General features: G+C 73.8%; 17 protein-coding genes. 9 read left to right on the forward strand and 8 right to left on the reverse strand.

What is annotated here, in order from left to right; genetic code table 11:
• Window positions 1–73 precede the first annotated feature (73 nt).
• Both V1J52_RS10440 and V1J52_RS10445 read right to left on the reverse strand, forming a co-directional pair.
• Window positions 74–1,105: a LacI family DNA-binding transcriptional regulator gene (locus V1J52_RS10440; protein WP_330139368.1), complete on the reverse strand. Its 1,032-nt coding sequence runs from the start codon at window positions 1,103–1,105 to the stop codon at window positions 74–76.
• Between the two features lie 105 nt (window positions 1,106–1,210).
• On the reverse strand, window positions 1,211–2,530 hold the full coding sequence (locus V1J52_RS10445) for an extracellular solute-binding protein (protein WP_330139369.1): 1,320 nt from the start codon (window positions 2,528–2,530) through the stop codon (window positions 1,211–1,213).
• A gap of 238 nt (window positions 2,531–2,768) precedes the next feature.
• Between V1J52_RS10445 and V1J52_RS10450 the strand changes: the two genes are divergently transcribed.
• The 5 genes from V1J52_RS10450 (at window position 2,769) to V1J52_RS10470 (ending at window position 8,857) form a co-directional block, all read left to right on the forward strand.
• A complete protein-coding gene (locus tag V1J52_RS10450; RefSeq protein ID WP_330139370.1) occupies window positions 2,769–4,040 on the forward strand; it encodes an extracellular solute-binding protein in 1,272 nt (423 codons plus the stop codon).
• Between the two features lie 71 nt (window positions 4,041–4,111).
• Window positions 4,112–5,125, forward strand: coding sequence for a carbohydrate ABC transporter permease (locus V1J52_RS10455; RefSeq protein WP_330139371.1), 1,014 nt, complete (start codon window positions 4,112–4,114; stop codon window positions 5,123–5,125).
• A 5-nt stretch (window positions 5,126–5,130) separates the two neighbouring features.
• A complete protein-coding gene (locus tag V1J52_RS10460) occupies window positions 5,131–6,153 on the forward strand; it encodes a sugar ABC transporter permease (RefSeq protein ID WP_330139372.1) in 1,023 nt (340 codons plus the stop codon).
• Window positions 6,154–6,203: 50 nt separating this feature from the next.
• Window positions 6,204–7,829: a glycoside hydrolase family 13 protein gene (locus V1J52_RS10465; RefSeq protein ID WP_330139373.1), complete on the forward strand. Its 1,626-nt coding sequence runs from the start codon at window positions 6,204–6,206 to the stop codon at window positions 7,827–7,829.
• Window positions 7,826–8,857 (forward strand): LacI family DNA-binding transcriptional regulator, encoded by a 1,032-nt coding sequence (locus V1J52_RS10470; RefSeq protein ID WP_330139374.1) that lies wholly within the window; start codon window positions 7,826–7,828, stop codon window positions 8,855–8,857. Before V1J52_RS10465 ends, V1J52_RS10470 begins: the two co-directional genes overlap by 4 nt.
• Window positions 8,858–8,977: 120 nt before the next feature.
• On the opposite strand, the gene V1J52_RS10475 is transcribed toward V1J52_RS10470, so the two are convergent.
• The 3 genes from V1J52_RS10475 to V1J52_RS10485 all read right to left on the reverse strand — a co-directional run bounded on the left by V1J52_RS10475 (window position 8,978) and on the right by V1J52_RS10485 (window position 10,896).
• Entirely contained in the window at window positions 8,978–9,712 is a 735-nt protein-coding gene (locus tag V1J52_RS10475) for a hypothetical protein (protein WP_330139375.1), read from the reverse strand.
• Window positions 9,709–10,215, reverse strand: coding sequence for a SigE family RNA polymerase sigma factor (locus V1J52_RS10480; protein WP_330139376.1), 507 nt, complete (start codon window positions 10,213–10,215; stop codon window positions 9,709–9,711). Before V1J52_RS10480 ends, V1J52_RS10475 begins: the two co-directional genes overlap by 4 nt.
• A 66-nt stretch (window positions 10,216–10,281) precedes the next feature.
• Window positions 10,282–10,896 carry a hypothetical protein gene (locus tag V1J52_RS10485; RefSeq protein WP_330139377.1) on the reverse strand — a complete coding sequence of 205 codons (615 nt, stop codon included), beginning with the start codon at window positions 10,894–10,896 and terminating at the stop codon, window positions 10,282–10,284.
• A 453-nt stretch (window positions 10,897–11,349) separates the two neighbouring features.
• Between V1J52_RS10485 and V1J52_RS10490 the strand changes: the two genes are divergently transcribed.
• The 4 genes from V1J52_RS10490 (at window position 11,350) to V1J52_RS10505 (ending at window position 21,394) form a co-directional block, all read left to right on the forward strand.
• Complete coding sequence (locus tag V1J52_RS10490; RefSeq protein WP_330139378.1) at window positions 11,350–13,080, forward strand: carbohydrate-binding module family 20 domain-containing protein; 1,731 nt, start codon at window positions 11,350–11,352, stop codon at window positions 13,078–13,080.
• A gap of 134 nt (window positions 13,081–13,214) precedes the next feature.
• Window positions 13,215–18,668 (forward strand): pullulanase-type alpha-1,6-glucosidase, encoded by a 5,454-nt coding sequence (pulA, locus tag V1J52_RS10495; protein WP_330139379.1) that lies wholly within the window; start codon window positions 13,215–13,217, stop codon window positions 18,666–18,668.
• A 120-nt stretch (window positions 18,669–18,788) separates the two neighbouring features.
• Complete coding sequence (locus V1J52_RS10500; protein ID WP_443075792.1) at window positions 18,789–20,789, forward strand: hypothetical protein; 2,001 nt, start codon at window positions 18,789–18,791, stop codon at window positions 20,787–20,789.
• Between the two features lie 116 nt (window positions 20,790–20,905).
• Window positions 20,906–21,394, forward strand: a complete 489-nt coding sequence (locus tag V1J52_RS10505) for a Gmad2 immunoglobulin-like domain-containing protein (RefSeq protein WP_330139381.1) — start codon at window positions 20,906–20,908, stop codon at window positions 21,392–21,394.
• Between the two features lie 15 nt (window positions 21,395–21,409).
• Here the strand turns inward: V1J52_RS10505 and V1J52_RS10510 are convergent, their stop codons facing one another.
• From V1J52_RS10510 to V1J52_RS10520, 3 genes are all read right to left on the reverse strand, one after another.
• Complete coding sequence (locus tag V1J52_RS10510; RefSeq protein WP_330139382.1) at window positions 21,410–22,117, reverse strand: TetR/AcrR family transcriptional regulator; 708 nt, start codon at window positions 22,115–22,117, stop codon at window positions 21,410–21,412.
• A gap of 45 nt (window positions 22,118–22,162) precedes the next feature.
• Window positions 22,163–23,299, reverse strand: coding sequence for a PDR/VanB family oxidoreductase (locus tag V1J52_RS10515; RefSeq protein ID WP_330139383.1), 1,137 nt, complete (start codon window positions 23,297–23,299; stop codon window positions 22,163–22,165).
• Between the two features lie 107 nt (window positions 23,300–23,406).
• Window positions 23,407–25,338 carry a hypothetical protein gene (locus V1J52_RS10520; RefSeq protein ID WP_330139384.1) on the reverse strand — a complete coding sequence of 644 codons (1,932 nt, stop codon included), beginning with the start codon at window positions 25,336–25,338 and terminating at the stop codon, window positions 23,407–23,409.
• Window positions 25,339–25,340 lie beyond the last annotated feature (2 nt).

Raw genomic sequence — 25,340 nt, forward strand, 5'->3', positions numbered from 1 at the left:
CCGGGCGGGCGGGACGCCGGCCGGCGGTGCGGGCGGGCGGCAGGCTCGGGCGGGTGCCGGGCGGCGGAGTGCGTCAGCCGCCGGCGGGCTGGACCGGCGCCGCGGCCGTCGAGCCGCGCACGACCAGCTCGGGCAGGAACACGAACTCGCTGTGCGGCGCCGGGGTGCCGCCGATCTCCTCCAGCAGTGCCCGCACCGCGGCCTGGCCCATGGCGTGGACCGGCTGCCGGATCGTGGTCAGCGGCGGATCGGTGAAGGCGATCAGCGGGGAGTCGTCGAAGCCGATGACGGACACCTCCGCCGGTACCTTCCGGCCGCGCTCCCGGGCGGCCCGGATCGCGCCGAGCGCCATCATGTCGCTCGCGCACACCACCGCCGTGCAGCCGCGTTCCAGGAGGGCGGTGGCCGCGGCCTGCCCGCCCTCCAGGGTGTAGAGGGAGTGCTGTATCAGCACGTCGGCGTCCGCGCCGGTGAGCCCGAGGTGCTCCTCCAGCGAGTGCAGGAACCCCTCGATCTTGCGCTGCACGGGCACGAAGCGGGCCGGGCCGAGGGCCAGCCCGACGCGCTGGTGGCCCAGTGAGACGAGGTGCGTGACGGCCAGCCGCATCGCGGCCCGGTCGTCGGGGGAGATGAAGGGCGCCCGCACCCTGGGGGAGAACCCGTTGATGAGGACGAACGGGACGCCCTGGCCGCGCAGCTTCTCGTAACGCTGCGTGTCGGCGGTGGTGTCGGCGTGCAGCCCGGAGACGAAGATGATGCCGGAGACGCCGCGTTCGACCAGCATCTCGGTCAGCTCGTCCTCCGTCGAGCCGCCCGGGGTCTGGGTGGCCAGCACCGGGGTGTAGCCCTGGCGGGTCAGCGCCTGGGCGATGACCTGGGCGAAGGCGGGGAATATCGGGTTCTCCAGCTCCGGCGTGATCAGCCCGACCAGCCCCGCGCTGCGCTGCCGCAGCCGCGCGGGCCGCTCGTAGCCGAGCAGGTCGAGCGCGGTCAGGACGGATTCGCGGGTGGCAGCGGCGACGCCCGGCTTGCCGTTCAGGACACGGCTGACCGTCGCTTCGCTGACCCCCGCCTGGGCTGCGATGTCAGCTAGCCGTGCGGTCACGGAAATGGACTGTACCGGGCGCGTGCCGTACTGCCTACATCGCCGCTCCCGGCGCGGGGATCAGCCGGATCGGGCAACCGGGCGCCCGGCCGCCGCCCCGCCGCGTCAGGGGGTGAGGCCGTAGGTGGGCAGGAGGGTCGCGCGCCACTCCTCGGCCGTCGCCGTCAGCGCCTCGCGGGGCTCCGCCTCGCCCCGCAGCAGCGCTCCCCAGTGCGGCTCGTAGGAGGCGAACAGTTCCGCGCTCTCCGCCACCGCCAGCCGGGGCACGGACTTGGTGTGGGCGAAGTAGAAGGAGTTGCGCACCGGGTCCGACAGCACCTCGCGGGTGTAGGCGGTCTTGCGGGTGGGGAGCAGGCCCAGTTCCAGGGCGACGCGCTCCTGCTGCGCGGCGGCGGTCATGTGGCCGACGAACAGCGCGGCCGCCTCGGGGTGCTCCGTGTCCGCCGAGACGACGAGGTTGTGGCCGCCGGTGGGGGAGCCGGCGGTGCCGGCCGACCCGGCCGGTACCGGGGCGATGCCCAGGTTCGCGCGGTCCTCGAAGGCGCCGCCCGAGAAGAGGTCCGCCGTCGCCCAGGGCCCGTCGAGGACCATCGCCACCTCGCCCCGCGCGAACGCGGACCGCATCGCGTCGTAGGCGCCCTCGGCCGGCGGCTTGCGCGCGGCGCCGGAGGCGACGAGCCCGGCCGCCGTCCGGGCGCCCCGCACCGCCGCGTCGTCGGCGACGGTGATCCGCGAGGCGGCCGGGTCGAGCAGGTCGCCGCCCTCGCCGTACAGGAAGGGCAGCGAGTAGTAGGCGTCGGTGTTGAAGGCGAACCCGTCCGCGCCGGTCTCCTCCTTGACGGTGAGCGCCGCCGCTTCGAGGTCCTTCCAGCTCGCCGGGGGCCGGGTGATCCCGGCCTCCTCGAACAGCCGCCGGTTGTAGAGCAGGGCGAGCGTGTCGGTGACCTGGGGGACGCCGTAGGTGCCGCCGTCGTAGGTGACGCTCGCCCGCGTCGTCTCCAGGAAGTCGTCCTCGTCCGCCAGCGCCGGGGTGCCGGTGAGGTCGGCGAGCAGGCCGTCCGCGGCGAAGCCCGCCGTCCAGCCCACGTCGGCGCGCAGCACGTCGGGCACGCCGGTGCCGGACTCCGCCGCCGCGCGGTACTTCTGCTGCGCCTCGAAGAAGTCGACGCTGACGTAGGTGACGTCGATCTTCGGGTGCTGCTTCTCGAAGTCCGCCACGAGCCGGTTGAAGAAGGGCGCCTCCGTCGGTCCCGAGGTGTCCCACCACACGACGCTCCCGGACACCGAGGACGGGTCCCCGTCGTCCCCGCCGGTGCCGCAGGCCGTCAGCCCGCACGTCAGGACCAGGGTGAGCGCGGTGGCGACGCCGCCCGTCCGTCCCGCGCCGCCGGTTCGTCTCCGTATGTGCCGTTCCGCCCGTCGCACCGCTGCCTCCGTCGCCGTTCGCCTGGGGATTCGGAGGAACGTAGCAGCGTTGCAAGCTCTTGCGGAAGCCGCCGCAAGTGACGTTGCAGAAATTTGCCGCAAGGTCTTTCGGAAAGATTGCTCCCCTGTTACGTTCCTGGTCAGCCCGGCGCCGCGACACCGCGGCCCGTCACGGGCCCCCGGAGGGGAAGGTCAGGGTCCCCTGCTCCGGGCATACCACTTGTTGGAGGACTTCATCATGCGGCGTGGCATAGGAACCACCGCACTGGTTGCGGCGCTCGCCCTTGCGGCAACGGCTTGCGGAGGCGGCGGCGACGAGGAGCCGCAGCAGAACGGCTCGGGCGAGCTGTCCGGCACCGTCACCTTCTGGGACACCTCGAACGACGCCGAGAAGGGCGTCTACCAGAAGATCGCCGAGGACTTCGAGAAGGAGCACCCCGGGGTCGACGTCCGCTACGTCAACATCGGCTTCGACGACGCGCAGAACAAGTTCAAGAACGCGGCCAACGCGGGCGAGGCCCCCGAGGTCATGCGTACCGAGGTCGCCTGGGTCGCCGACTTCGCCAGCCTCCAGCTCATCGAGCCGCTCGGCGACGTCGTCGAGGACCAGGACGACTACCTGCCGCAGGCGTGGGGCAGCACCCAGTACGAAGGCGAGACCTACGCGCTCCCGCAGGTCACCGACACCCTCGCCCTCTTCTACAACAAGGAACTGCTCGCCGAGGCCGGCGTGGAGGTCCCCTCCTCCGTCGAGGAGCTGAAGGCTTCGGCCGACGCCATCAAGGACAAGGGCGGCGCCACCCCGCTCTACCTGCGCGGTGACGACTCCTACTGGTTCCTCCCCTACATCTACGGCGAGGGCGGCGACCTGCTGGACGCCGAGGCCGAGAAGGTCACCGTCGACGAGCCGGCCGGCGTCGCCGCCTTCGAGACGATCAAGGACCTGCTGGACTCCGGCGTTGCCGAGACCGACCTCACCGACGGCTACGCCAACCAGGAGCGGGCCTTCAACAACGGCGACGTGGCCATGATGGTCAACGGCCCGTGGGCGATCGAGGGCACCCTCGCCGGTGCGCAGTTCAAGGACAACCCGGACAACCTGGGCGTCGCCCCGGTGCTGGCGGGCAGCCAGGGCCAGGGCGCCCCGCAGGGCGGCTGGAACCTGTCGGTCTACGCGGGCGCCGAGCCGGAGAACATGGCCGCCGCCAAGGCGTTCGCCGCCTACATGTCCTCGGCCGAGGTGCAGCAGCGCACCACCGAGGAGCTGAGCCTGCTGCCGACCCGCTCCTCCGTCTACGAGGAGCCGTCGGTCAAGGACGACCAGATGGTCCAGTTCTTCAAGCCCGCCGTCGACAAGGCCGTCCAGCGCGCCTGGATTCCGCAGGCCGCCTCCCTCTTCGACCCGCTCAACCAGGAGCTGGCCAAGGTGATCAAGGACGCGGCCACGCCCGAGAAGGCCGCGGAGACCACCGCCGAGCAGTACCGCGACCTGCTCGAAGGCTGGAAGTGACGGAAGCAGGGGAAGCAGGGCGGGCGCCCCGCGCTTCCGGAACGTGACGAGGAAAGGCTGACCGAACGACCATGGCTGTCGAGACCAGTCAGCCGGTGACGGCGGCCGCGGGCGGTGGGAACACCGCCCGCGGCCGCCGCCGCGGGCCTGACGAGAAGACCCCCGGCCCCTTCCGGCGGGCCCTGAGCAAGCACTGGTACGCCTGGACGATGATCGCCCCGGTCGTGCTCGTGCTCGGCGTGATCATCGGCTTCCCGCTGGTGCGCGGCATCTACCTGTCGCTCACCGACGCCGACGAGCGCAACGTCGAACGCACCATCGGCGCGCGCACCATCGAGGCCAGCTACGAGTTCGTCGGCCTCGACAACTACGTCGAAGTGCTCACCGGCGACGTCTTCTGGGGCCGGCTGGGCTGGACGGTGCTGTGGACGGTCGCCTGCGTCAGCCTCACCTTCGTGACCGGCCTCGCCCTGGCCAACATGCTCAACCGCAAGGTGCGGGGCCGCACCGCCTACCGGATCGCGCTGATCCTGCCCTGGGGCGTGCCCGCCTTCGTCTCCATCTTCGCCTGGCGGCTGCTGTTCAACGGCGACGGCGTGTTCAACAACGTGCTCTCCGGCGGCGGCATCGAGGGGATCAACTGGCTGGAGGACCCCACCTGGGCCAAGCTCGCCGTCATCGCGGTGAACGTCTGGCTCGGCGTGCCCTTCATGCTCGTCGCCACCCTCGGCGCCCTCCAGTCGATCCCCGGCGAGCTGTACGAGGCCGCCGAGATGGACGGCGCCGGGCCCTGGCAGCGCTTCACCAACGTGACGCTGCCCAGCATCCGCGCGGTCAGCTCCACGGTCATCCTGCTGAGCACCATCTGGACGTTCAACATGTTCCCGGTGATCTTCCTGCTCACCCAGGGCGGCCCGTACGGCTCCTCCGAGATCCTGGTCACCGAGGCGTTCAACCTCGCCTTCGTCCGCAGCCCGCGCGACTTCGCGGGTTCGGCCACCTGGGGCGTGCTCATCCTGCTGCTCCTGGTGATCTTCGCGGTGTTCTACCGCCGTTCGCTCCGCAAGCAGGGAGAGGTGTGGTGACGGACATGTCGAACCACGCAGCCGCACAGCCGTCCGCAGGGCCGGGAGGCGCGGCCGGGGCCACCGGCGCGGGCGGCGCCGCGGGCAGCGGCGCGCACACCGCCCGTACCGACGGCGGGGCGCCCGTCCCGGCCACCCCGGCCCGGGCCGTCCCCGTCACCCCGCCCGCCCGGCCGCCCGCGAGCGGGACCCGCACGCGCGGGCGCGGGGAGCGCGGCCCGCTCGCCTCGGCGGGCCTGCACGCCGGTCTGCTGCTGGCCGCCCTCATCGCCGTCTTCCCGCCCTTCTGGCTCCTGGTCACCTCCTTCAAGCCGAAGCACGAGGCGTTCACCTTCGACCTGGTGCGGAACTTCACGCTCGACAACTACAGCCACGTGCTCGGCGGGACGGCGTTCCTCACCTGGTTCGGCAACTCGGTGCTCGTGGTGCTGCTGACCGTCGTCCTCGGCGTGTTCGTCTCCTCCACCACCGGGTACGCCCTCAGCCGCTTCCGGTTCCCCGGCATGCGGCCGCTGCTGTGGACGCTGCTGGTCACGCAGATGTTCCCGGTCGCGGTGCTGATCGTGCCGCTGTACAATCTGATGGCCCAGTTCGGGCTGCTCAACCAGCCCGTCGGCCTGGTCGTCACCTACCTCACCATCGCCGTGCCGTTCTGCGCCTGGATGATGAAGGGCTTCTTCGACACCATCCCCATCTCCATCGACGAGTCCGGCCGGGTGGACGGACTCAGTCCCTTCGGCACGTTCTGGCGCCTGATCATGCCGCTGGCCAAGCCGGGCATCGCGGTGACCGGCTTCTACAGCTTCGTCACCGCCTGGGCCGAGGTCGCCTACGCCTCCGCCTTCATGACGGGTGAGGACAAGCTGACGCTGGCCCGCGGCCTCCAGACGTTCGTCAACCAGTACACCCAGGACTGGGGTTCCATGACGGCCGCCGCCGTGCTCATCGCGGTGCCCGCCGCCCTCGTCTTCGGGTTCGCGCAGCGCTACCTGATCTCCGGAATGACCGCCGGAGCCGTCAAGTCCTGAGCGGGACCGCCATGGCCGCTCACGCTCGTTACGACACCTACAGGGATGACATGACCCAGCACCTCGCCGCATCTGCGACCGGCACGGCCGCCGCCACGAGCGACCGCCCCGGCTGGTGGCGCGACGCCGTCATCTACCAGGTCTACCCGCGCTCCTTCGCCGACGGCAACGGGGACGGCATGGGCGATCTGCCCGGCATCCGCCGACGGCTGCCCTACCTCGCGGAACTGGGGGTGGACGCCGTCTGGCTCAGCCCCTTCTACGCCTCCCCGCAGGCCGACGCGGGCTACGACGTCGCCGACTACCGGGCCATCGACCCGATGTTCGGCGACCTGCACGACGCCGACGCCCTCATCCGCGACGCGCACGGCCTGGGCCTGCGCGTCATCGTCGACCTGGTGCCCAACCACTCCTCCGACCAGCACGAGTGGTTCCAGCGCGCCCTGAGCGAGGGCCCCGGCTCGCCGGTGCGGGACCGCTACCACTTCCGCCCCGGCAAGGGCGCGGACGGCGCCGAGCCGCCCAACGACTGGGAGTCCATCTTCGGCGGCCCCGCCTGGACGCGCACCAAGAACCCCGACGGCACCCCGGGCGAGTGGTACCTGCACCTGTTCGCCCCCGAACAGCCCGACTTCAACTGGGACCACCCCGCCGTCAGGGACGAGTTCCGCACCGTGCTGCGCTTCTGGCTCGACATGGGCGTGGACGGCTTCCGCATCGACGTCGCGCACGGCATGGTCAAGGCGCCGGGACTGCCCGACATGGGCCACGGCGAGCAGCTCAAGCTGCTCGGCAGCCAGGTCCTGCCCTTCTTCGACCAGGACGGCGTCCACGAGATCTACCGCTCCTGGCGGCAGATCCTGGAGGAGTACGGCGGCGACCGCATCGGCGTCGCCGAGGCGTGGACGCCGAGCGCCGACCGCACCGCGCTCTACCTGCGCCCCGACGAACTGCACCAGGCGTTCAACTTCCACTACCTGAACGCCCCCTGGGAGTCGGCGGAGCTGCGCCGCGTCATCGACGAGTCGCTGGACTCCATGCGCCCCGTCGGCGCCGCGACGACGTGGGTGCTCTCCAACCACGACGTCGTCCGGCACACCACCCGCCTCGGCGGCGGCCTCACCCGCGCCCGCGCCGCGACGCTGCTCATGCTGGCGCTGCCCGGCTCGGCCTACGTCTACCAGGGTGAGGAACTGGGCCTCCCCGAGGTCACCGACCTGCCCGACGACGTGCGCCAGGACCCGTCGTTCTTCAAGTCCAACGGCCAGGACGGGCTGCGCGACGGCTGCCGCGTGCCGATCCCGTGGACGACGTCCGGCACCTCCTTCGGCTTCGGCGAGGGCGGAAGCTGGCTCCCGCAGCCCGAGGGCTGGGGCGCACTCAGCGTGCAGGCCCAGACCGGCGACCCCGGCTCCACGCTGGAGCTGTACCGCACGGCGCTGCGGCTGCGCCGCGAGCACGCCGACCTCGGCGCGGGCGACGCCGTGGAGTGGCTGGACGCCCCCGAAGGGGTGCTCGCGTTCCGGCGCGGCGCGTTCACCTGCACCGTCAACACCACCGGCGTTCCCGTCGCGCTGCCGGCGTCCCCCGGCCGGGTGCTGCTGGCCTCCGGCCCGTACGAGGGCGACGGGACCGACGGCATCCCCGCCGGCACGACGGTGTGGTGGTCGGTGTGAGTGTGGCCGAGCCGGGCGCGGCGCCCCTGCCCGCCCGGCTCGCTGACATCGCAGCCCAGGCGGAGGTCAGCGAGGCGACGGTCAGCCGCGTGCTCAACGGCAAGGCGGGCGTGGCCTCCGCCACCCGGCAGAAGGTGCTCGCCGCGCTCGACGTGCTCGGCTACGAACGGCCCGTGCGGCTGCGGCAGCGCAGCGCGGGCCTGGTGGGCCTGGTCATCCCGGAGCTGACGAACCCGATCTTCCCGGCGTTCGCGCAGGTCATCGAGCAGGCCCTGGCCGGTTACGGCTACACCCCGGTGCTGGGCACCCAGATGCCCGGCGGCGTCACCGAGGACGAACTCGTCGACCAGCTCGTCGAACGCGGTGTCACCGGGATCATCTTCCTGTCGGGCCTGCACGCCGATCTGTCCGCCGACCCCGGACGGTACGTGCGACTGGCCGGGCGCGGCGTGCCGTTCGTCCTCATCAACGGCTACAACCACCGGGTCGGCGCCCCGTTCGTCTCACCCGACGACCGGGCGGCGGCACGGATGGCCGTGCGGCACCTGACCGACCTGGGGCACGAGCGGATCGGGCTGGCCGTCGGGCCGACCCGGTTCGTCCCGTCCCTGCGCAAGACGGAGGGCTTCACCGCCGCCGTCGCCGAGGGGAACGTGCAGGGGCACGTCCAGCACACGCTGTTCACCGTCGAGGGCGGGCACGCCGCCGCGGGCGCCCTGCTGGACGCCGGGTGCACCGGCATCGTCTGCGGCAGCGACCTGATGGCGCTCGGCGTGGTCCGCGCCGCACGCCAGCGCGGCCTGGACGTGCCGGGGGACGTCTCGGTGGTCGGCTACGACGACTCGGAGCTGATCGCCTTCACCGATCCGCCGCTCACCACCGTCCGCCAGCCGGTGCGGGCGATGGCCCAGGCGGCGGTGCAGTCCCTGCTGGAGGAGATCGGCGGCACCCCGGTCCAGCACACGGAGTTCGTCTTCCAGCCCGAACTCGTCGTTCGCGCCTCCACCTCCCTGGCCCCCCACCGCTGACCGGCCCGCCCCCGCCCAGCGGGGGCGGCGCCACTGCCCCGGTCTCCGCCCTCCGCGGGCCCTGCCTGCCGAGCAGGACGGGACGCGGGGAGCGGGTGCAGCTGGGCGGAAGCCGGAGACTCACCCGGCGTCGGGGGTGGTGGTGTCGATGTGGAGAGTGTCGAAGGGGTGGCCGGAGGCGTCGTAGGCGGTGACGGTGTAGGACGTGAAGCGGGGCAGGGCGCGGGCGTCGAGGAAGTAGGTGCCCCAGCCCGGGTCGCCGGGGAGGGTGTGGAGGGCGGCCGGGTGGTCGCGGCCCGCGGCCGTCACCACGACGCGGGCGGGCGGTTCGGGCAGCCGCCAGACGCCGGAGAGCCACAGGACGGCGCCGCTGTCCGCGGCGTAGCCGCCGCTGATGCTGCGCGGGCGGATGCTGTCGCCCATGTGTGCGGAGCGGGAGGCGTCGAGCGAGGCGGCAAAGGCGTCGGCGGAGACCAGGACGTAGTTCTGGCGGCCTTCGGGGAGCAGCCCGAGGCGCAGGTCCGGCGCGACGGCGACCGGTTCGTAGGGGGCCACCGTGTGCAGCCGGGCGCCGGAGGCGGACGGGGTGGGGGAGGGGGCGGCCGGGACGGCCCGCACCTGTTCCCCGGGCGTCGGCCAGGCGGAGACGAGCAGGGGCGCCGCGAGGACGGCCACCGCGGTGACACCGGCCGCCGCCCGGTTCCGGCGGCGCCGCGCGCGGCCCGCGCGGACGACCTCCTCCACCGGCGCCGGTCCGGTGCGCGCGTCCTGCGCCTCGCGGCGCAGCGCGGCGGCCAGCGCGGCGGCCTGGGCCGCGGACGCCGCGGGCTCGTCGTGCGGGGGGCGGTTCGTCATACGTGTTCGCTCGCTGTGAGTCGGGGCAGTTCGGCGCGCAGCCTGGTCAGCGCGCGGGCCGTCTGGCTGCGGACGGTGCCCACGCCGGTGCCGAGGAGTTCGGCGACCTCGCTTTCGCTGCGGTCCTCCAGGTAGCGCAGGACGACGGTGGCGCGCTGCCGCACGGGCAGCGTGCGCAGGGCGTCCAGCAGGACGCTGCGCTCGACGACCTGGTCCGCGCGGTCGGAGGTGGCGCGCTCGGGCAGCCAGTGGGTCAGCCACTCGCTGATCCGGTTGCGGCGGAGCCGGTCGGTGTTGGTGTTGATCAGGATGCGCCACACGTAGGCGTCCGGGTCACGGGCGCGGCGTACCTTCTCCCAGCGGGTGTAGGCGCGGGCGAGGGCGGCCTGGACCAGGTCCTCCGCGTCCTGGTGGTGGCCGGTGAGCAGGTAGGCGGTGCGCAGCAGGCGCGACCAGCGGCTGTGGACGAACGAACGGAAATCGTCCTCCGCGCTTTTCTTCACACGTGTCCCATGGATCGTCGGGACCGGCCGGGCGCCCCCGAACGCCCGGCCGGTGCGGCGAGGTGGTCAGCCCTGCGGCCAGGGCTGGTGCTCCAGGGTGTCGAAGACCTCGCCGTCCTCGTCCACGCCCTCGACGGTGAAGGACGTCTCGGTCAGGTCCCAGCGCTCGACGTCGAAGTAGTACGTGCCCCAGCCGGGGCTGCCGGGGAGCTGCACGATCTGGGCGAGGTAGGACCAGTCGTCGTCCCCGAACGTGACGCGGATCTCGCGCGGGGCCTCGGCCAGGCGCCAGGCGCCGGTGATCAGCCGGACCTCCCCGTTCTCGGAGGAGACGCCGAGGCTCATGCTGTCCGGCCGGATGTCGTCCCCGACGAGGCCCTTGGCGTACTCCACCCCGGCGGCGAAGCGGTCGGGGTGGCTGACGACGTAGTTCTGCTTGCCCTGGGGGAGCAGGCCCATCTGCAGCGTCTCGGAGATGTCCACCGGCTCGTACGGCTGGACGACCTTCACCTCGAGGCCGCCGAACACGGAGACATCACCGCTTGCGGCGCTCGCGGCGGTGGCGGCCACCGTGCCGGACGCGGTGGCGGTCGCCGTGGCGGTGCCGGCTCCGGCGAGCAGCAGGGCGGAGGCCGCCGCGGTGGCGGCGGCGCGGGCGGTGCGGCGTCGGATGCGGGTCACGGGTGACTCCTCGGGGGTGGGCGCGGGCCGTGGCGGCCCGACGCGCGTCGACTCGGTCACCCCTTCAGACGTCACCGCACCCCCCTGTCTATGTCACGCGCGCCCCGGCGGGCCCGGTGCGGCAGGGCTTCCGGCCCGGCGGGCCGGGCGCGTGGGGCCCTTTCCGGGTCCCCCGGTCCGCCGGGCCGGAGCGGGCAAGAACGTAGCACTCTGCAAGCTCTTGCAACACCGGTTGCGAGCGGGTAACGCCAGTATTTCCGGGGTGTGTCCAAACTCTTGACCGGGGAGTAGGGGTCTTCTACCGTCTCGGAGCGGAAGAGTTTCCACTCTCTTTCAGTCAGTTGCAACGGTTCCTTCCGGAGCCGTACCCCCCATCAGTTGCCTCAAGGGCGCGGCGCGTTGCCCTGCGCAGGCAGACCCGCACCGGTCTTCTCCCCTCAGGCAGGAGGATTCGTGGCTCCCAGAACCACGGCCGCACGGTCCGCAGCCGCCGCGCTCGCCCTCGTGGCGGGCACGGCGGGCACGCTCGTCTCCGCACCCCAGGCGCAGGCGGCACCCCCAGGAGGCAAGGACGTCACCGCGGTGATGTTCTCCTGGACCTTCGACTCGGTCGCCCGCGCGTGCACCGACACCCTCGGCCCGGCCGGATACGGCTACGTCCAGGTGTCGCCCCCGCAGGAACACATCCAGGGCGGACAGTGGTGGACGGCGTACCAGCCCGTCAGCTACAAGATCGCCTCCCGGCTCGGCAACCGCGCCCAGTTCCGGTCCATGGTGAACACCTGCCGCGCCGCGGGGGTGAACGTCGTCGTGGACGCCGTCATCAACCACATGTCGGCGGGCTCCGGCACCGGCACCGGCGGATCCCGCTACACCAAGTACGACTACCCGGCCGCGCCCTACGGCAGCGGCGACTTCAACGACTGCCGCAGCAGCTCCATCGACTACCGCAACCGCTACCAGGTCCAGAACTGCGAACTCGTCGGCCTCTCGGACCTCCGCACCAGCAAGGAGTACGTCCGCCAGCGCATCGCGGACTACCTGAACGACCTGCTGTCGATGGGCGTCGCGGGCTTCCGGGTGGACGCCGTCAAGCACATGCCCGCCGACGACCTGCGGGCCATCAAGGCCAAGCTCAGCAACCCCGGCGTCTACTGGAAGCAGGAGGCGATCTTCGGGGCGGGCGAGGCCGTCTCGCCCGACGAGTACCGCGGCACCGGAGACGTCCAGGAGTTCCGCTACGCACGCGACCTCAAGCGGACCTTCCAGAACGAGCGCCTGGCCAACCTCCGGGCCTTCGGCGAGAGCTGGGGCTACATGCCCGGCGGCGAGTCAGCGGTGTTCGTCACCAACCACGACACCGAGCGCGTCGGGGACACCCTGACCTACAAGAACGGCGCGGACTACACCCTCGCGCACGTCTTCATGCTCGCCTGGCCCTACGGCTCCCCGGACGTCCACTCCGGCTACGAGTTCACCGACCACGACGCCGGGCCGCCCAACGGCGGCACGGTGAACGCCTGCTACAGCGGCGGCTGGTCGTGCCAGCACGCCTGGCGCGAGATCTCCTCGATGGTCGGCTTCCGCAACAGCGCGCGCGGCCAGGGCGTCACCAACTGGTGGGACAACGGCAACGACGCCATCGCCTTCGGGCGCGGCTCGCGGGCGTACGTCGCCCTCAACCACGAGGGTTCCGCGCTCACCCGCACCTTCCAGACGTCGCTGCCCGCCGGCCAGTACTGCGACGTGCAGAGCGGCCGGGGCGTGACGGTGGACGGCTCCGGCCGGTTCACCGCGACGCTCGGCGCGGGCACCGCCCTCGCCCTGCATGCGGGGGCCCGCGACTGCGGGGGCGGCGGCACCCCCGGCCCGGGCGAACCCGGTGACCCGGCCGGCGGCGCCTCGTTCGCCGTCAACGCCACCACCGTCCCGGGCCAGAACATCCACGTCGCCGGGGACTGCGCCGCGCTCGGCGGCTGGAACACCGGCAGGGCGCCCCGGCTCGACCCGGCCGCCTACCCGGTGTGGAAGCTGGACGTGGAGCTGCCCGCGGGCACGACCTGCGCGTACAAGTACGTCCGCAAGGACGCGAACGGCGGCGTCACCTGGGAGAGCGGAGGCAACCGCACCCTCACCGTCCCCGCCGGCGGCCGCGTCACGCTGAACGACACCTGGCGCGCCTGACCCACCGCGGGGCCCCGTGCGTCAGACGACGCACGGGGCCCCGCGGCACCGAACCGGCCGTCCGGCCCGTCCCGTCCCCGCTGGCGGGCCGGACGGCCCGGCACCTCCCATCCGCCCTGCAAGGAGAGCGATCCGTGACCGGTTCCTCCGCGCGCAGGGGAACGGCCGCCGCACTGGCGGCCGGGCTCCTGGCGACGCTCATCTCCACGGCCGTGCCCGCCTCGGCAGCCCGGCCCGCGCCCCCGCCGCCGTCCGACGCGCAGCTCGCCGCCGCCGAGCCGCGGCACGAGCTGACCCGCGAGCAGTTCTACTTCGTCCTGCCCGACCGGTTCGCGAACGGGGACACCGGCAACGACGAGGGCGGTCTGGACGGCGACCGGCTCACCACCGGGTTCGACCCGACGGACAAGGGCTTCTACCAGGGCGGCGACCTGGCGGGCCTCACCCGCGAACTGGACTACGTCAAAGGTCTGGGCACCACGGCCCTGTGGCTGGCGCCGGTCTTCAAGAACAAGCCCGTCCAGGGCGAGGGCGACGACGCCTCGGCCGGTTACCACGGTTACTGGATCACCGACTTCACGCAGATCGATCCGCACTTCGGCACCAACGAGGACCTGCGCACGCTCATCAAGGCCGCCAAGGCCAGGGGCATGAAGGTCTTCTTCGACGTCATCACCAACCACACCGCCGACGTCATCGGGTACGAGGAGGACTCGCACTCCTACCTCTCCAAGGGCGCCTTCCCGTACGTGACCAAGGACGGGAAGCCCTTCGACGACGCGGACTACGCGGGTGCGACGGCCGGGGCCCGGGGCGACGGCAAGGACAACGGCAAGGGCAAGAGCGGCGGCAACGGCAAGGACAACGCCAAGGACGCGCGGTTCCCCGCCGTGGACCGCGACTCCTTCCCGCGCACTCCCGTCGTGGACGACGCCGAGCAGGACGTCAAGGTCCCCGCCTGGCTCAACGACCCGACGATGTACCACAACCGGGGCGACTCCACCTTCGCGGGCGAGTCCAGCACCCACGGCGACTTCTCCGGCCTCGACGACCTGTGGACCGAGCGCCCCGAGGTCGTCACCGGCATGGAGCGGATCTACCAGCGCTGGGTGCGCGACTTCGGCATCGACGGCTTCCGCATCGACACCGTCAAGCACGTCAACATGGAGTTCTGGACCCAGTGGGCCACCGCGCTGGACGCGTACGCGGCCCGGCGCGGCAACGACGACTTCTTCATGTTCGGTGAGGTCTACTCCGCCGACCCGGCCCAGACGTCCCCGTACGTGACGCGGGGCAGGCTCGACTCCACCCTGGACTTCCCGTTCCAGGACGCCGCCCGCGGCTTCGCCTCGCGCGGCACGTCCGCCGACCGGCTGACCGGCCTGTTCGCCCAGGACTACCGCTACACCACGGGCCGCTCCAACGCCTACGGACAGGTCACCTTCCTCGGCAACCACGACATGGGCCGCATCGGCCACTTCGTCACCCAGGACAACCCGGACGCCGGTGACGCCGAGCTGCTGCGCCGCGCGACGCTGGCCAACGAGCTGATGTTCCTCACCCGCGGCAACCCCGTCGTCTACTACGGCGACGAGCAGGGGTTCACCGGCGCGGGCGGTGACAAGGACGCCCGGCAGACCCTGTTCGCCTCCCGCACCCCCGACTACCTGGACGAGTCGGCGAACGACCAGATCGGCACCGCCCGAACCCACGCGAAGGACGCCTACGACACGCGGCACCCCCTCTACCGTTCCATCGCCGCCCTCTCCAAGCTGACCCGGCGCCACCCGGCGCTGCGCGACGGCACCCAGGTCGAGCGGTACGCCGACGACGGCCCCGGCGTCTACGCCTTCTCCCGGTTCAGCGCGGGCGAGCGGCCCACCGAGTACGTCGTCGCCCTCAACAACGCCGGCCAGCCGCGCACGGTGACCGTCCCCACCGGCACCGCCCGCGCCGCGTTCCGCCAGCTCCACGGCGGCGACGCGACGGTGCGCTCCACCGCCCGGGGCGCCGTGGAGATCACGGTGCCCGCGCTGTCGGCCGCCGTCTACCGCGCAGCCGAGCCGCTCGGGCGTCCCGCGGCCCGTCCCCGGATCACGCTCACCGCGCCCGCCGAGGGCGCCACCGGCACCGTCGAGCTGTCCGCCGAGGTGGACGGCGGCGGGCTGAACCGGGTCGTCTTCGCCGCCCAGACGGGCGACGGCCGCTGGCAGACGCTCGGTTCCGCCGACCACGCCCCGTACAAGGTCACCCAGTACCTCGGCGACGACGTCCCGGCGGGCACCCCGCTGCGGTACAAGGCCGTCGTCGTGGACCACGCGGGCCGTACCGCCTCCGCGCTGGCGCAGAGCCGCAGCGGAACCCCGCCCGCCCCCGAGGTGCCCTCGGCCCTCGAACGGGACTGGGCCGTCGTCCACTACCACCGCCCCGACGGCGACTACGACGCCGCCCGGCTCGTATCCGGCGACCGCACCGCCCCCTTCACCGGCCGCGACGCCTACGGCGCCTTCGCCTGGCTGGCGCCGGGGGAGAACACCGGTGAGCTGCGCTTCACCATCGAGCACGACGGCGCCGCCGACGGCGGCGCACGCACCCTGGACCTGGCCCGCAGCGGCGAGGTCTGGGTGGAGCAGGGCGACGACGGCACCGCGCACGAACGCCCCCAAGGGGTCTACCCGCCGCAGGACCCGGACACGGCCGTCATCCACTACCACCGCCCCGACGGCGACTACGACGGCTGGGGCCTGCACACCTGGACCGGCGCCGCCGAGCCGACCGACTGGGCCAGTCCCGTCCGGCCCGTCTCCACCGACGCGTTCGGCGCCGTCTACGAGGTGCCGCTCGCCGAGGGCGCCACGTCACTGAGCTACATCGTCCACCGCGGCGACGAGAAGGACGAGGCCGCCGACCAGTCGCTGGTCTTCGCCTCGCACGGCCGCGAGGCGTGGAAGCTCAGCGGCACCCCCGGCTACCTGCTGCCCACCACCGGCAGCGCGCCCCGCCTGGACCTGGCCACCGCCGAGGCCCAGTGGATCGACCGGAACACCGTCGCCTGGGACGTACCCGTGACGGAGGCCACCAGCGCCCAGCTCCTCCACGACCGCGAGGGCCGCATCGCCCTCGCCGGGGACGGCACGCTGACCAGCGAGGGCCGCTGGCTGCGGCTCACCCCGGTGGCGGGCGGCCTCACCGACGAGCAGCGCACGCGGTACCCGCACCTGAAGGACCACGCCGCCTTCACCGTGGACCCGCGCGACCGCGACCGGGTGCGCGAGGCCCTGCGCGGCCAGGTCGTCGCCACCCAGCGCGCCGCGAACGGCGCCCTGCTGGCGGCGACGGGCGTGCAGCTCCCCGGTGTCCTGGACGACGTGTACGGGCGGAAGGCGGCACACGCCGACCTCGGCCCCGTCTTCGACCGCAAGGGGCGGCCCACCCTGTCGGTGTGGGCGCCGACGGCCCGCTCCGTCGCCCTGGAGCTGGACGGACGCACCGTGCGCATGCGCCGCGACGACGCCACCGGCGTGTGGAGCGCCCGCGGCAACCGGAGCTGGACGGGCAAGCCCTACCGCTTCCGGGTGACGGTGTGGGCGCCGTCGGTCCGGAAGGTCGTCACCAACCGGGTCACCGACCCCTACTCGACGGCCCTGACGACCGACTCCGAGCACAGCCTCGTCGTCGACCTGGACGATCCCCGGCTCGCCCCGCGCGGCTGGGAGAGCCTCCGCAAACCCGCAGCCGTGCCGATGCGGGACGCCCGGATCCAGGAACTGCACGTGCGCGACTTCTCCGTCGCGGACCGGACGGCCGGCCACCGGGGCACCTACCTGGCCTTCACCGACCGCGGCAGCGACGGGTCGAAGCACCTGCGCGCACTCGCGGACGCGGGCACCACCCACGTCCACCTGCTGCCCACCTACGACCTCGCCAGCGTCCCCGAGCGGCGCGGCGACCAGGCCCGGCCCGACTGCGACCTGGCATCGCTGCCCGCCGCCTCCGACGCCCAGCAGACCTGCGTCGGCGCGGTGCGCGCCACGGACGCGTACAACTGGGGCTACGACCCGCTGCACTACACCGTCCCCGAGGGCTCCTACGCCACCGACCCGGACGGACCGGGCCGCACCCGCGAGTACCGGCGGATGGTGCAGAGCCTCAACGGGGCCGGGCTCGGCGTCGTCCTGGACGTCGTCTACAACCACACGTACGCGTCCGGGCAGGACGAGAAGTCGGTCCTCGACCGCATCGTGCCCGGCTACTACCACCGGCTGCTGGACGACGGCACCGTCGCCACCTCCACCTGCTGCCCGAACACCGCGCCCGAGCACACGATGATGGGCAAGCTCACGGTGGACTCGATCGTCACCTGGGCCCGGCAGTACAAGGTGGACGGCTTCCGCTTCGACCTCATGGGCCACCACCCGAAGGAGAACATCCTCGCCGTCCGCAAGGCCCTGGACGCCCTGACGCTGGAGGAGGACGGCGTGGACGGCAGCCGGATCATCCTCTACGGGGAGGGCTGGAACTTCGGCGAGGTCGCCGACGACTCCCGCTTCACCCAGGCCACCCAGGCCAACATGGCCGGAACCGGCATCGCCACCTTCTCCGACCGGGCCCGCGACGCGGTGCGCGGCGGCGGCCCGTTCGACGAGGACCCGGGCGTGCAGGGCTTCGCCTCCGGCCTCCACACCGACGCCAACGGCTCGGCGGACAACGGCACCGGGGCCGAGCAGCGGGCCCGGCTCCTGCACTACCAGGACCTGATCAAGGTGGGCCTGACCGGCAACCTCGCGGACTACGCGTTCACCGACAGCGCGGGCCGCGCGGTCACCGGCGCCGAGGTCGACTACAACGGCGCCCCGGCCGGGTACGCCGCCGACCCCGGCGACGCCCTGGCCTACGCCGACGCCCACGACAACGAGACCCTCTACGACGCGCTGACGTACAAGCTCCCCGCCGGCACCGCGCCCGCCGACCGGGCCCGCATGCAGGTCCTGGCCATGGCCACGGCCGTCCTCTCCCAGGGGCCGTCCCTCAGCCAGGCCGGGACGGACCTGCTGCGGTCGAAGTCGCTGGACCGCAACAGCTACGACTCCGGCGACTGGTACAACGCGATCCACTGGGACTGCGGCGACGGCAACGGCTTCGGCCGCGGCCTGCCCCCGGCCTGGGACAACGAGGACAAGTGGCCCTACGCCGCCCCGCTGCTGACCGAACCGTCCGCGACGCCCGGCTGCGCCGAGATCACCGGTGCGTCCGCCGCCTACCGCGACCTCCTGCGCATCCGCTCGACGGAGGACGCCTTCTCCCTGGCGAGCACCGAGGAGGTGCAGCGCGAACTGTCCTTCCCCCTGTCCGGCCCGGACGAGACGCCCGGCGTCATCACGATGCGGCTCGGCGGCCTCGTCGTGGTCTTCAACGCAACCCCCCAGGAGCAGGGCCAGCGGCTCACCGCGACCACCGGTGACCGCTACCGCCTGCACGACGCCCAGGCGAAGGGCTCCGACGAGGCGGTGAAGGCCGCCGCGCACGACGGGAGGACCGGGACCTTCACCGTCCCGGCCCGCACGGTCGCCGTCTTCACGCAGGCGTAGCACCACCCGCCCCACGCGGCCCGCGTCCCCGGCACCCGGGGGCGCGGGCCGCGCCCCCGGGTGCCGCGGACGGGCGCGAGCGCCGTTGACAGGCCGCCGCCCGCGCGGGACAAGGGGCGCATGTGGCGTGCCAGGGTGACGGCTGCGGTGGCGGGGCTCGTACTGGGGACGGGGCTGCTCCCGCCCGTCGCGGCGGCGCCGCCCGTGCCGCCGCGCGCGCCGCTGGAGACGGAGCGGGGCTGCGACCCGCTGGACCCGGCGGCCTGCCTGCTGCCGTTCCCCAACGACTGGCACACCGTCGCCGACCCGGCCACGGACACCGGACGGCGGATCGCCTTCGGGGCGCGCACGCTGCCCGCGGACACCTCGGGCACGCCCATCGACCCGGCCCAGTGGAACCGCAGCGACGGCTTCTCCCCCGGCTCGACGGTACTGGCACAGGTCCCCGGGCTGGACCTCGCCCGGAGCGGCGCCGCGCCGGTCACCGACATCGGGGCGTCGCTGCACAGGGACGCCCCCATCGTGCTGCTCGACCTGGACACCGGTGAGCGGCACCCCTACTGGGCGGAGCTGGACGCGAGGGCCGCCGACCCCCGGCGCCGGGCCCTCATCGTCCGGCCGGCGCGGAACCTGGCGGAGGGCCACCGGTACGCCGTCGCCCTGCGCGGCCTGCGGGACGGCGACGGGCGGCGCATCGCGCCGGGCCCGGCGTTCCGCGCGGTCGCGGGGGAGCGGCTGCCCGAGGGCCACGCCCTGCACGAGCGGCAGCGGCGGCTGCGCCCGGTGCTGCGCGCCCTGGCGCGGCACGGCGTCTCCCCGCGCGGCCTCCACCTCGCGTGGGACTTCACCGTCGCCAGCGAACGCTCCCTGAGCGAGCGGATGCTGCGGATGCGCGACGACTCCTTCCGCGCCCTCGGCGACGGCGTGCCGCAGTTCACCGTCACCGGCGTCACCGAGCACGCGGCCGGCGACCCGGTCGCCCGCACGGTGCGCGGCACCCTCCACGTCCCCTCCTACCTGGACCAGCCGGGCGGCCCGCCGGGTTCGGGGCTGCGCTACGGCGCCGACGGCCTGCCCGAACGGGCCCCGGGCAACCACCAGGCGGCCGTCTTCCAGTGCGCGATCCCGCGCCCGGCGCTGAGCCGTCCGGGCACACCGGGCCTGTACGGGCACGGGCTGCTCGGCCGGGAGAGCGAGGTCGGCTCGTCCTCCGTCACCGGTTTCGCGGGCCGGTACAACATCGTGCTCTGCGCGACGCGGTGGCAGGGCATGGCGGAGGAGGACGTCCCCCACGTCGTCCGCACGTTCGGCGACCTGAGCGGCTTCCACACCATCCCCGACCGCCTCCAGCAGGGCGTGCTGAACGGGCTGTGGCTCGGACGGCTCATGACGCACCCGGACGGGCTGTCCGCCGACCCCGCGTTCCGGGGCGCGCGGGGCCGCTCCGTCATCGACCGGCGCGACGGGCTCGTCTACTACGGCAACAGCCAGGGCGGCATCATGGGCGGGATGCTCACCGCCGTCTCCACCGAGGTGCGGCGCGCGGTCCTCGGCGTCCCCGCCATGAACTACAGCACGCTGCTCCAGCGCAGCAGCGCCTTCGCCCCGTTCCAGCCGCTGCTGGACGCCGCCTACCCGGACGCGCTGGACCAGCAGCTCGGGCTGGCGCTCATGCAGATGCTGTGGGACCGGGGCGAGGCGAACGGCTACGCCCACCACATGACGGACGACCCGCTGCCCGGCACGCCGCGCCACCAGGTGCTCATGCACGTCGCGTTCGGGGACCACCAGGTCTCGCCCACGGCCGCCGAGGTGCAGGCCCGCACGATCGGTGCCCGCGTGCACGTCCCGGCCACCGCGCCCGGCCGCAACCCGGACGAGGAACCGTACTGGGGCATCCGGCCGCTGCGGCCGCTGGACCGGGGCCCGGGCCTGGTCGTGTGGGACAGCGGCAGCCCGTACCAGCCGCTCACCAACACCCCGCCGACCGAGGGCCGCGACCCGCACGGCGACCCCCGGCGCGACCCGGCCGCCCGCCGCCAGATGGCCTGGTTCCTCACCACGGGCTGGATCGTGGACGTCTGCCGCGGTCGCCCCTGCACGGCGGAGCCCGCGGGGTAGGGGGCGCGCCGGGCGGACGGGCCGTGGCCGAAAGTCTCCGGTGGCGTTTGCCTTACGACAGAGCGTGTGATGACGGTGAACGCGCATCGCACACCCGTGCAACCGGGAGGTTTCCCATGACCAATCGCATAGACCAGCCCCGCGAGTTCGACCTGGTGGGCGACCCGGTCCTGGTGGCGGGCGTCGGCCACGGCTTCGAGGCCACACTGAACTACCGGATCGGAGACGGCCACGACGAGGTGACCGGCAGCTTCACGGCCGGCGGCGGCGCGGGCGAGCACGGACCCTTCCAGCTCCAGATCGACGTCGCCGGTGCCGCTTTCAGCCGGGACCGGCTGTACGTGCAGGTCTTCGGCACCAGTGCCAGGGACGGCAGCGAGATCGACCTCGTCACCGTCTCCGTCATCTACGGCCCGCGCATCGTCCCCGGATACGTCGGCTACCGCGAGCACACCGTCGCCGCCGGCGAGACGCTCTCGGCCATCTCCACGCTCCACTACGGCGATCCGAACCTCCACCAGCGGATCGTGCGGGCCAACCCGCAGATCGACGACCCCGACGTCATCCACGCCGGACAGCTGCTGCGCGTGCCGATGGGCTCCTAGGGGTACCGGGGAGCCTCAGCGGTACTGGCCGTCCCGTGGCAGCAGGGTGTCGAGGGAGGCTGCCAGCTGGGCGAACGGGCCGTCGGGGGGCTCCTGGTCGAGGACGGCCCGCACGACGCCGGCCGTCTCCGCGTCCGTCGCCGCCGTCACGGCGGCCAGCGCCAGGAACGCGTGCACGAGCTGGAGTTCCAGCTCCTCGCGCGGCAGGGTGCGGCCGTCCAGCCAGGTCAGCGCCGTCGTCTCGGCCAGGCCCACCCAGGAGCGGATGACCAGCGCCAGGCGCGGCCCCGGCGTCTCGACGTCCAGGTGGACGAGCAGTTCCGCGTAGGCCCGCTGGCGCACGTGGTCGATCATGGCGTCCGCCTGCGGGGAGCCCACCGCCGAACCGCCGCGCAGCAGCGCGGCGAAGCCGGGGCCGTGCTCGGAGACGAAGTCGAAGTACCGCCGCATGACGCGCAGCAGCCGCGCCCCGAGCGGCCCCCCGCGGGGCTCCGCGAACCGTCCGGCCAGCTCCTCGGCGGCGATCCGCACCGCGGCCTCGTACAGGCTGTTCTTGCCGGGGAAGTAGTGGTAGACGAGCGGCCGGGAGATCCCGGCCGCCGAGGCGATGTCGTCTATGGACACCTCGTCGGGGGAGCGCTGGCTGAACAGTTCCAGTGCGACGGCGATCAGTTGCCGCCGTCGCTCCTCCACACCCATCCTGCGGCGCACCCCGGTCGTCATGGGGCCACCCTAACGAGCGCCCGTGCCCCGGCGGCCGGACGAGACCTACAGGTCCAGGGCCAGCCGCTCGCCGCGCGCCCGGGAGACGCAGATCAGCAGGGAGTCGTCACGCTCGGAGTCGGTCAGCAGTTCGTCGCGGTGGTCGATCTCCCCGGCCAGCACCCGCTGCTGGCAGGTGCCGCAGTAGCCCTGTTCGCAGGAGTACGGCAGGGCGGGCAGCGCCTGCTCGCGGATCGCGGCCAGGACGGACACCCCGGGACCGACCCGCACGACGTGACCGCTGCGCCGCAGCTCCACCTCGAAGGCGTGGTCACCGCTCCCGTCCGCCGCCCGGGGCGCGGACGGCGTGAAACGCTCCAGGTGCAGCCCGCCGCCCGGCGGGCGCTCCTCGCACAGCGCGGTGACGGCGTCCATGAGGCCGTCGGGGCCGCAGCAGTAGACGGCCGCCTTGGGCCCGGTGGCGGCCAGCGCCCCGGCGAGGTCGGGCAGCCCGGACTCGTCCTCGGGCACGACGGTGACCCGGTCCGGGCCGCCGAGCGCGGCGATCTCCGCGAGGAACGGCATGGACGCCCGGCTCCGGCCGCCGTAGACCAGCCGCCACGGCACGCCGGCCGAGCGTGCGGCGCGGAGCATGGGCAGCAGTGGCGTGACGCCGATGCCGCCCGCGACGAACAGGTACTCCGGCGCCTCGACCAGCGGAAACCGGTTGCGCGGGCCGCGCACCTCGACCTCGGTGGCCTCCCACAGCTGTTCGTGCACCTCGCGGGAGCCGCCGCGGCTGTTCTCCGCCAGCCGGGCGGCGATGGTGTACGAGTCGATCTCGGCGGGCTCGCCGCACAGCGAGTACTGGCGGACCAGCCCGGACGGCAGGACGAGGTCGAGGTGCGCGCCCGGCTCCCAGGCGGGCAGGTCCGCGCCGTACCCGCCGGACAGCCGCAGCTGCACCACGCCGTCGGCGATCTCCGTGCGCTCGGCGACGGTCAGCACCATCGTGGCCTGCCGGTTCCCGGCGGCATCGGAACCAGCGCCGCAGCCAGCAGGGGTACCGGGGACGGCGGCGGGGGCGGACGGGCCCGGGGCCCGCCGGTCGCGGCGCTTCGCCAGGTGCCTGGCCGTCAGCGCCGCCGCACCGGCGGCGAGCAGGACTGTGCGGAGTCGGGGAACGCCGACGTTGTTAGACATGGCGTCAATGTACTGACCGGTATCCGGGCGCACCAGGGGGCTGCGGCCACCCGGCGCGTGACGTCCGCCGCGGCACCGGGCGCCGCGGCGGACGTCACGCGCCTCACTCACGCGAGGGGTTCAAGCGTCCCGCCGTCGGCGAGGGTGGCCGTCAGCTCCGCCTTGGCGCCCTCGTGCGCCTCGGCGGCCAGCGTCCGCCCCTGCGCCTCGGCCGACACGTCCCCGGTCGCGGTGACGGACGTGACCTGGCTGCTCCCGGCGGCCAGCACGTACCAGGTGCCCGCCGCCGACTTCCACAGCACGCCGCTGAGGACCCGGGGGTCGCGCGGTCCGCAGGCCGGATCGTCCTCGGCCATGGCGGCCACCGCGCCCGGCGTCGCGGCCCCCTCGGCGGCCGCACGCTGCCCCGCGGTGGGCGGCGCCTGGAACTGGACGAGCGCCCGGGTGCCCGGACCGCGCCACGTCTCCGTGCGGGTGCACACCCAGCGCGCGGACCCGTCCCCCTCCGGCAGCTCCTGGGAGGCGAACGCCCAGGTGTTCACCGAGCGCACCCCGCCCCCGGCCACCGTCGCCAGGTGGCAGGCGGAGCGGGCCAGCGCCTCGCGTCCGCCCGGGGTGAGCGGGTCCTTCGGGCCCGACCCCGGCCTGCCCTGGGTGAGCAGGGCCGGGGTGATCTCGCCGAGGTCCGTCAGCAGATAGGGCGTCTCCCTGCCGTGCGCGGCTACCCGCAGCGCGGGCCAGACGGCGCACTCCGACCGCCCCAGCGGCGGGCTGGTCACCGGCTGGGTGACGCCGTCCTCGCGGCGCTCCACGGGGCCGCCGGCGTCCTCCGCCCTGAGCAGGTCCACGGTCGCCAGCTCCGTGACCCAGGGGGCCGTCAGATAACGGGCGTTGCCGTCGCTGCGGGTCAGCAGCACCGCACTGGCGGACTCGGCACCGGCCGCGTCCGCCCGCGCGAAGTCCAGCCCCACCGGCCCCTTGGTGCCGCCCTGCGGCTCGGCGTAGCGCACGATGCGCAGCCCGTCGTACAGCAGCACCACGGAGGCGGCGTCCACCACGCCCGCGTACAGCAGCTGCGGGGGCCCGGCCGCGGGACCGGCCTGCGTGCCCGGCGTCGCGGTCACGTTCACCTGGCCGCCGGGCCGGGCCCACACCGCCAGCGCCCGGCGCAGCAGCGCCTCGTCACCGGCGAGCGAACCCCGCGCGGGCCACACCGAGAAGTCGGTGCGGGCGGAGTCCTTCCACGCCGCCTCCGCGACGCGCACGAGCTTGGCCGGGTCCAGGGCCCGTTCGGCCGCGGGGTTCTGCGCGTAGGCCGGGGCGGCGGCGCCCTCCCGCCCCCAGGTGTCGCCGGGCAGGCCCAGCAGCACGCCGCACACCACCGCGGCGGCGAGCGCGGCCAGCGCCGCGCGGGCGTGCTGGCGGCGGCGCATCAGGTCCGTGGGGCGGGCCTGGAGCGAGCAGGCGTCGAACTCGGGCGACTCCAGCAGCACGCGGTCCCGGCTGCCGGGGGGCGTGGCCACCCCGTCCGCCTCGGCGAGCGCGGCCTGCGGCTCCGCGACGCCGGCGGCCTCCAGCAGCCGCACCACGTCGGGGTCGGCCATCCGTTCCAGGCCGCGCAGGACGAACGCGGCGCGCCCGGGCCCGCCGACGGCTCCCAGCGCCTGTTCGAGCGCCACCTCGTCGGCGCCGCCGGACCGGGGGAACAGGCGCAGACCCGCCACCTGCGGCAGCAGCGGCCGGGGCCGGGGCACCCAGCCCAGTTCCCGGCCGCCGAGGCGGGGCGGGCGCGGCGCGGCCAGGGCGCCGCGCACGACCCTCAGCCGCAGGTACGCGTAGTGGGGATCGGTGGTGCGCTGCCGGGGCAGGGGCGGTTCCTCCTTCGCGGCCCGCCCGCGCGGGAGCGCCCGCTGGGCGAGCGCGTGGGCGGTCAGCGCGCGCCGGTGCCGGCCGAGCGAGGGCGGCAGCAGCAGGTAACCGAGCCGTACCAGCCGGGGGTAGTGCTCGACCAGTGCCGCCTCGGCCCGCTCGACGTCCACGG

The organism is Streptomyces solitudinis (assembly GCF_036323765.1).
Classification (GTDB): domain Bacteria; phylum Actinomycetota; class Actinomycetes; order Streptomycetales; family Streptomycetaceae; genus Streptomyces.

Bases quoted from the DNA above. Each gene is read 5' to 3' on its own strand.
- V1J52_RS10450 (WP_330139370.1), top strand. From the start codon at position 2,769: ATGCGGCGTGGCATAGGAACCACCGCACTGGTTGCGGCGCTCGCCCTT.
- V1J52_RS10455 (WP_330139371.1), top strand. From the start codon at position 4,112: ATGGCTGTCGAGACCAGTCAGCCGGTGACGGCGGCCGCGGGCGGTGGG.
- V1J52_RS10460 (WP_330139372.1), top strand. From the start codon at position 5,131: ATGTCGAACCACGCAGCCGCACAGCCGTCCGCAGGGCCGGGAGGCGCG.
- V1J52_RS10465 (WP_330139373.1), top strand. From the start codon at position 6,204: ATGACCCAGCACCTCGCCGCATCTGCGACCGGCACGGCCGCCGCCACG.
- V1J52_RS10475 (WP_330139375.1), bottom strand. From the start codon at position 9,712: ATGACGAACCGCCCCCCGCACGACGAGCCCGCGGCGTCCGCGGCCCAG.
- V1J52_RS10500 (WP_443075792.1), top strand. From the start codon at position 18,789: ATGTGGCGTGCCAGGGTGACGGCTGCGGTGGCGGGGCTCGTACTGGGG.
- V1J52_RS10505 (WP_330139381.1), top strand. From the start codon at position 20,906: ATGACCAATCGCATAGACCAGCCCCGCGAGTTCGACCTGGTGGGCGAC.
- V1J52_RS10510 (WP_330139382.1), bottom strand. From the start codon at position 22,117: ATGACGACCGGGGTGCGCCGCAGGATGGGTGTGGAGGAGCGACGGCGG.
- V1J52_RS10515 (WP_330139383.1), bottom strand. From the start codon at position 23,299: ATGTCTAACAACGTCGGCGTTCCCCGACTCCGCACAGTCCTGCTCGCC.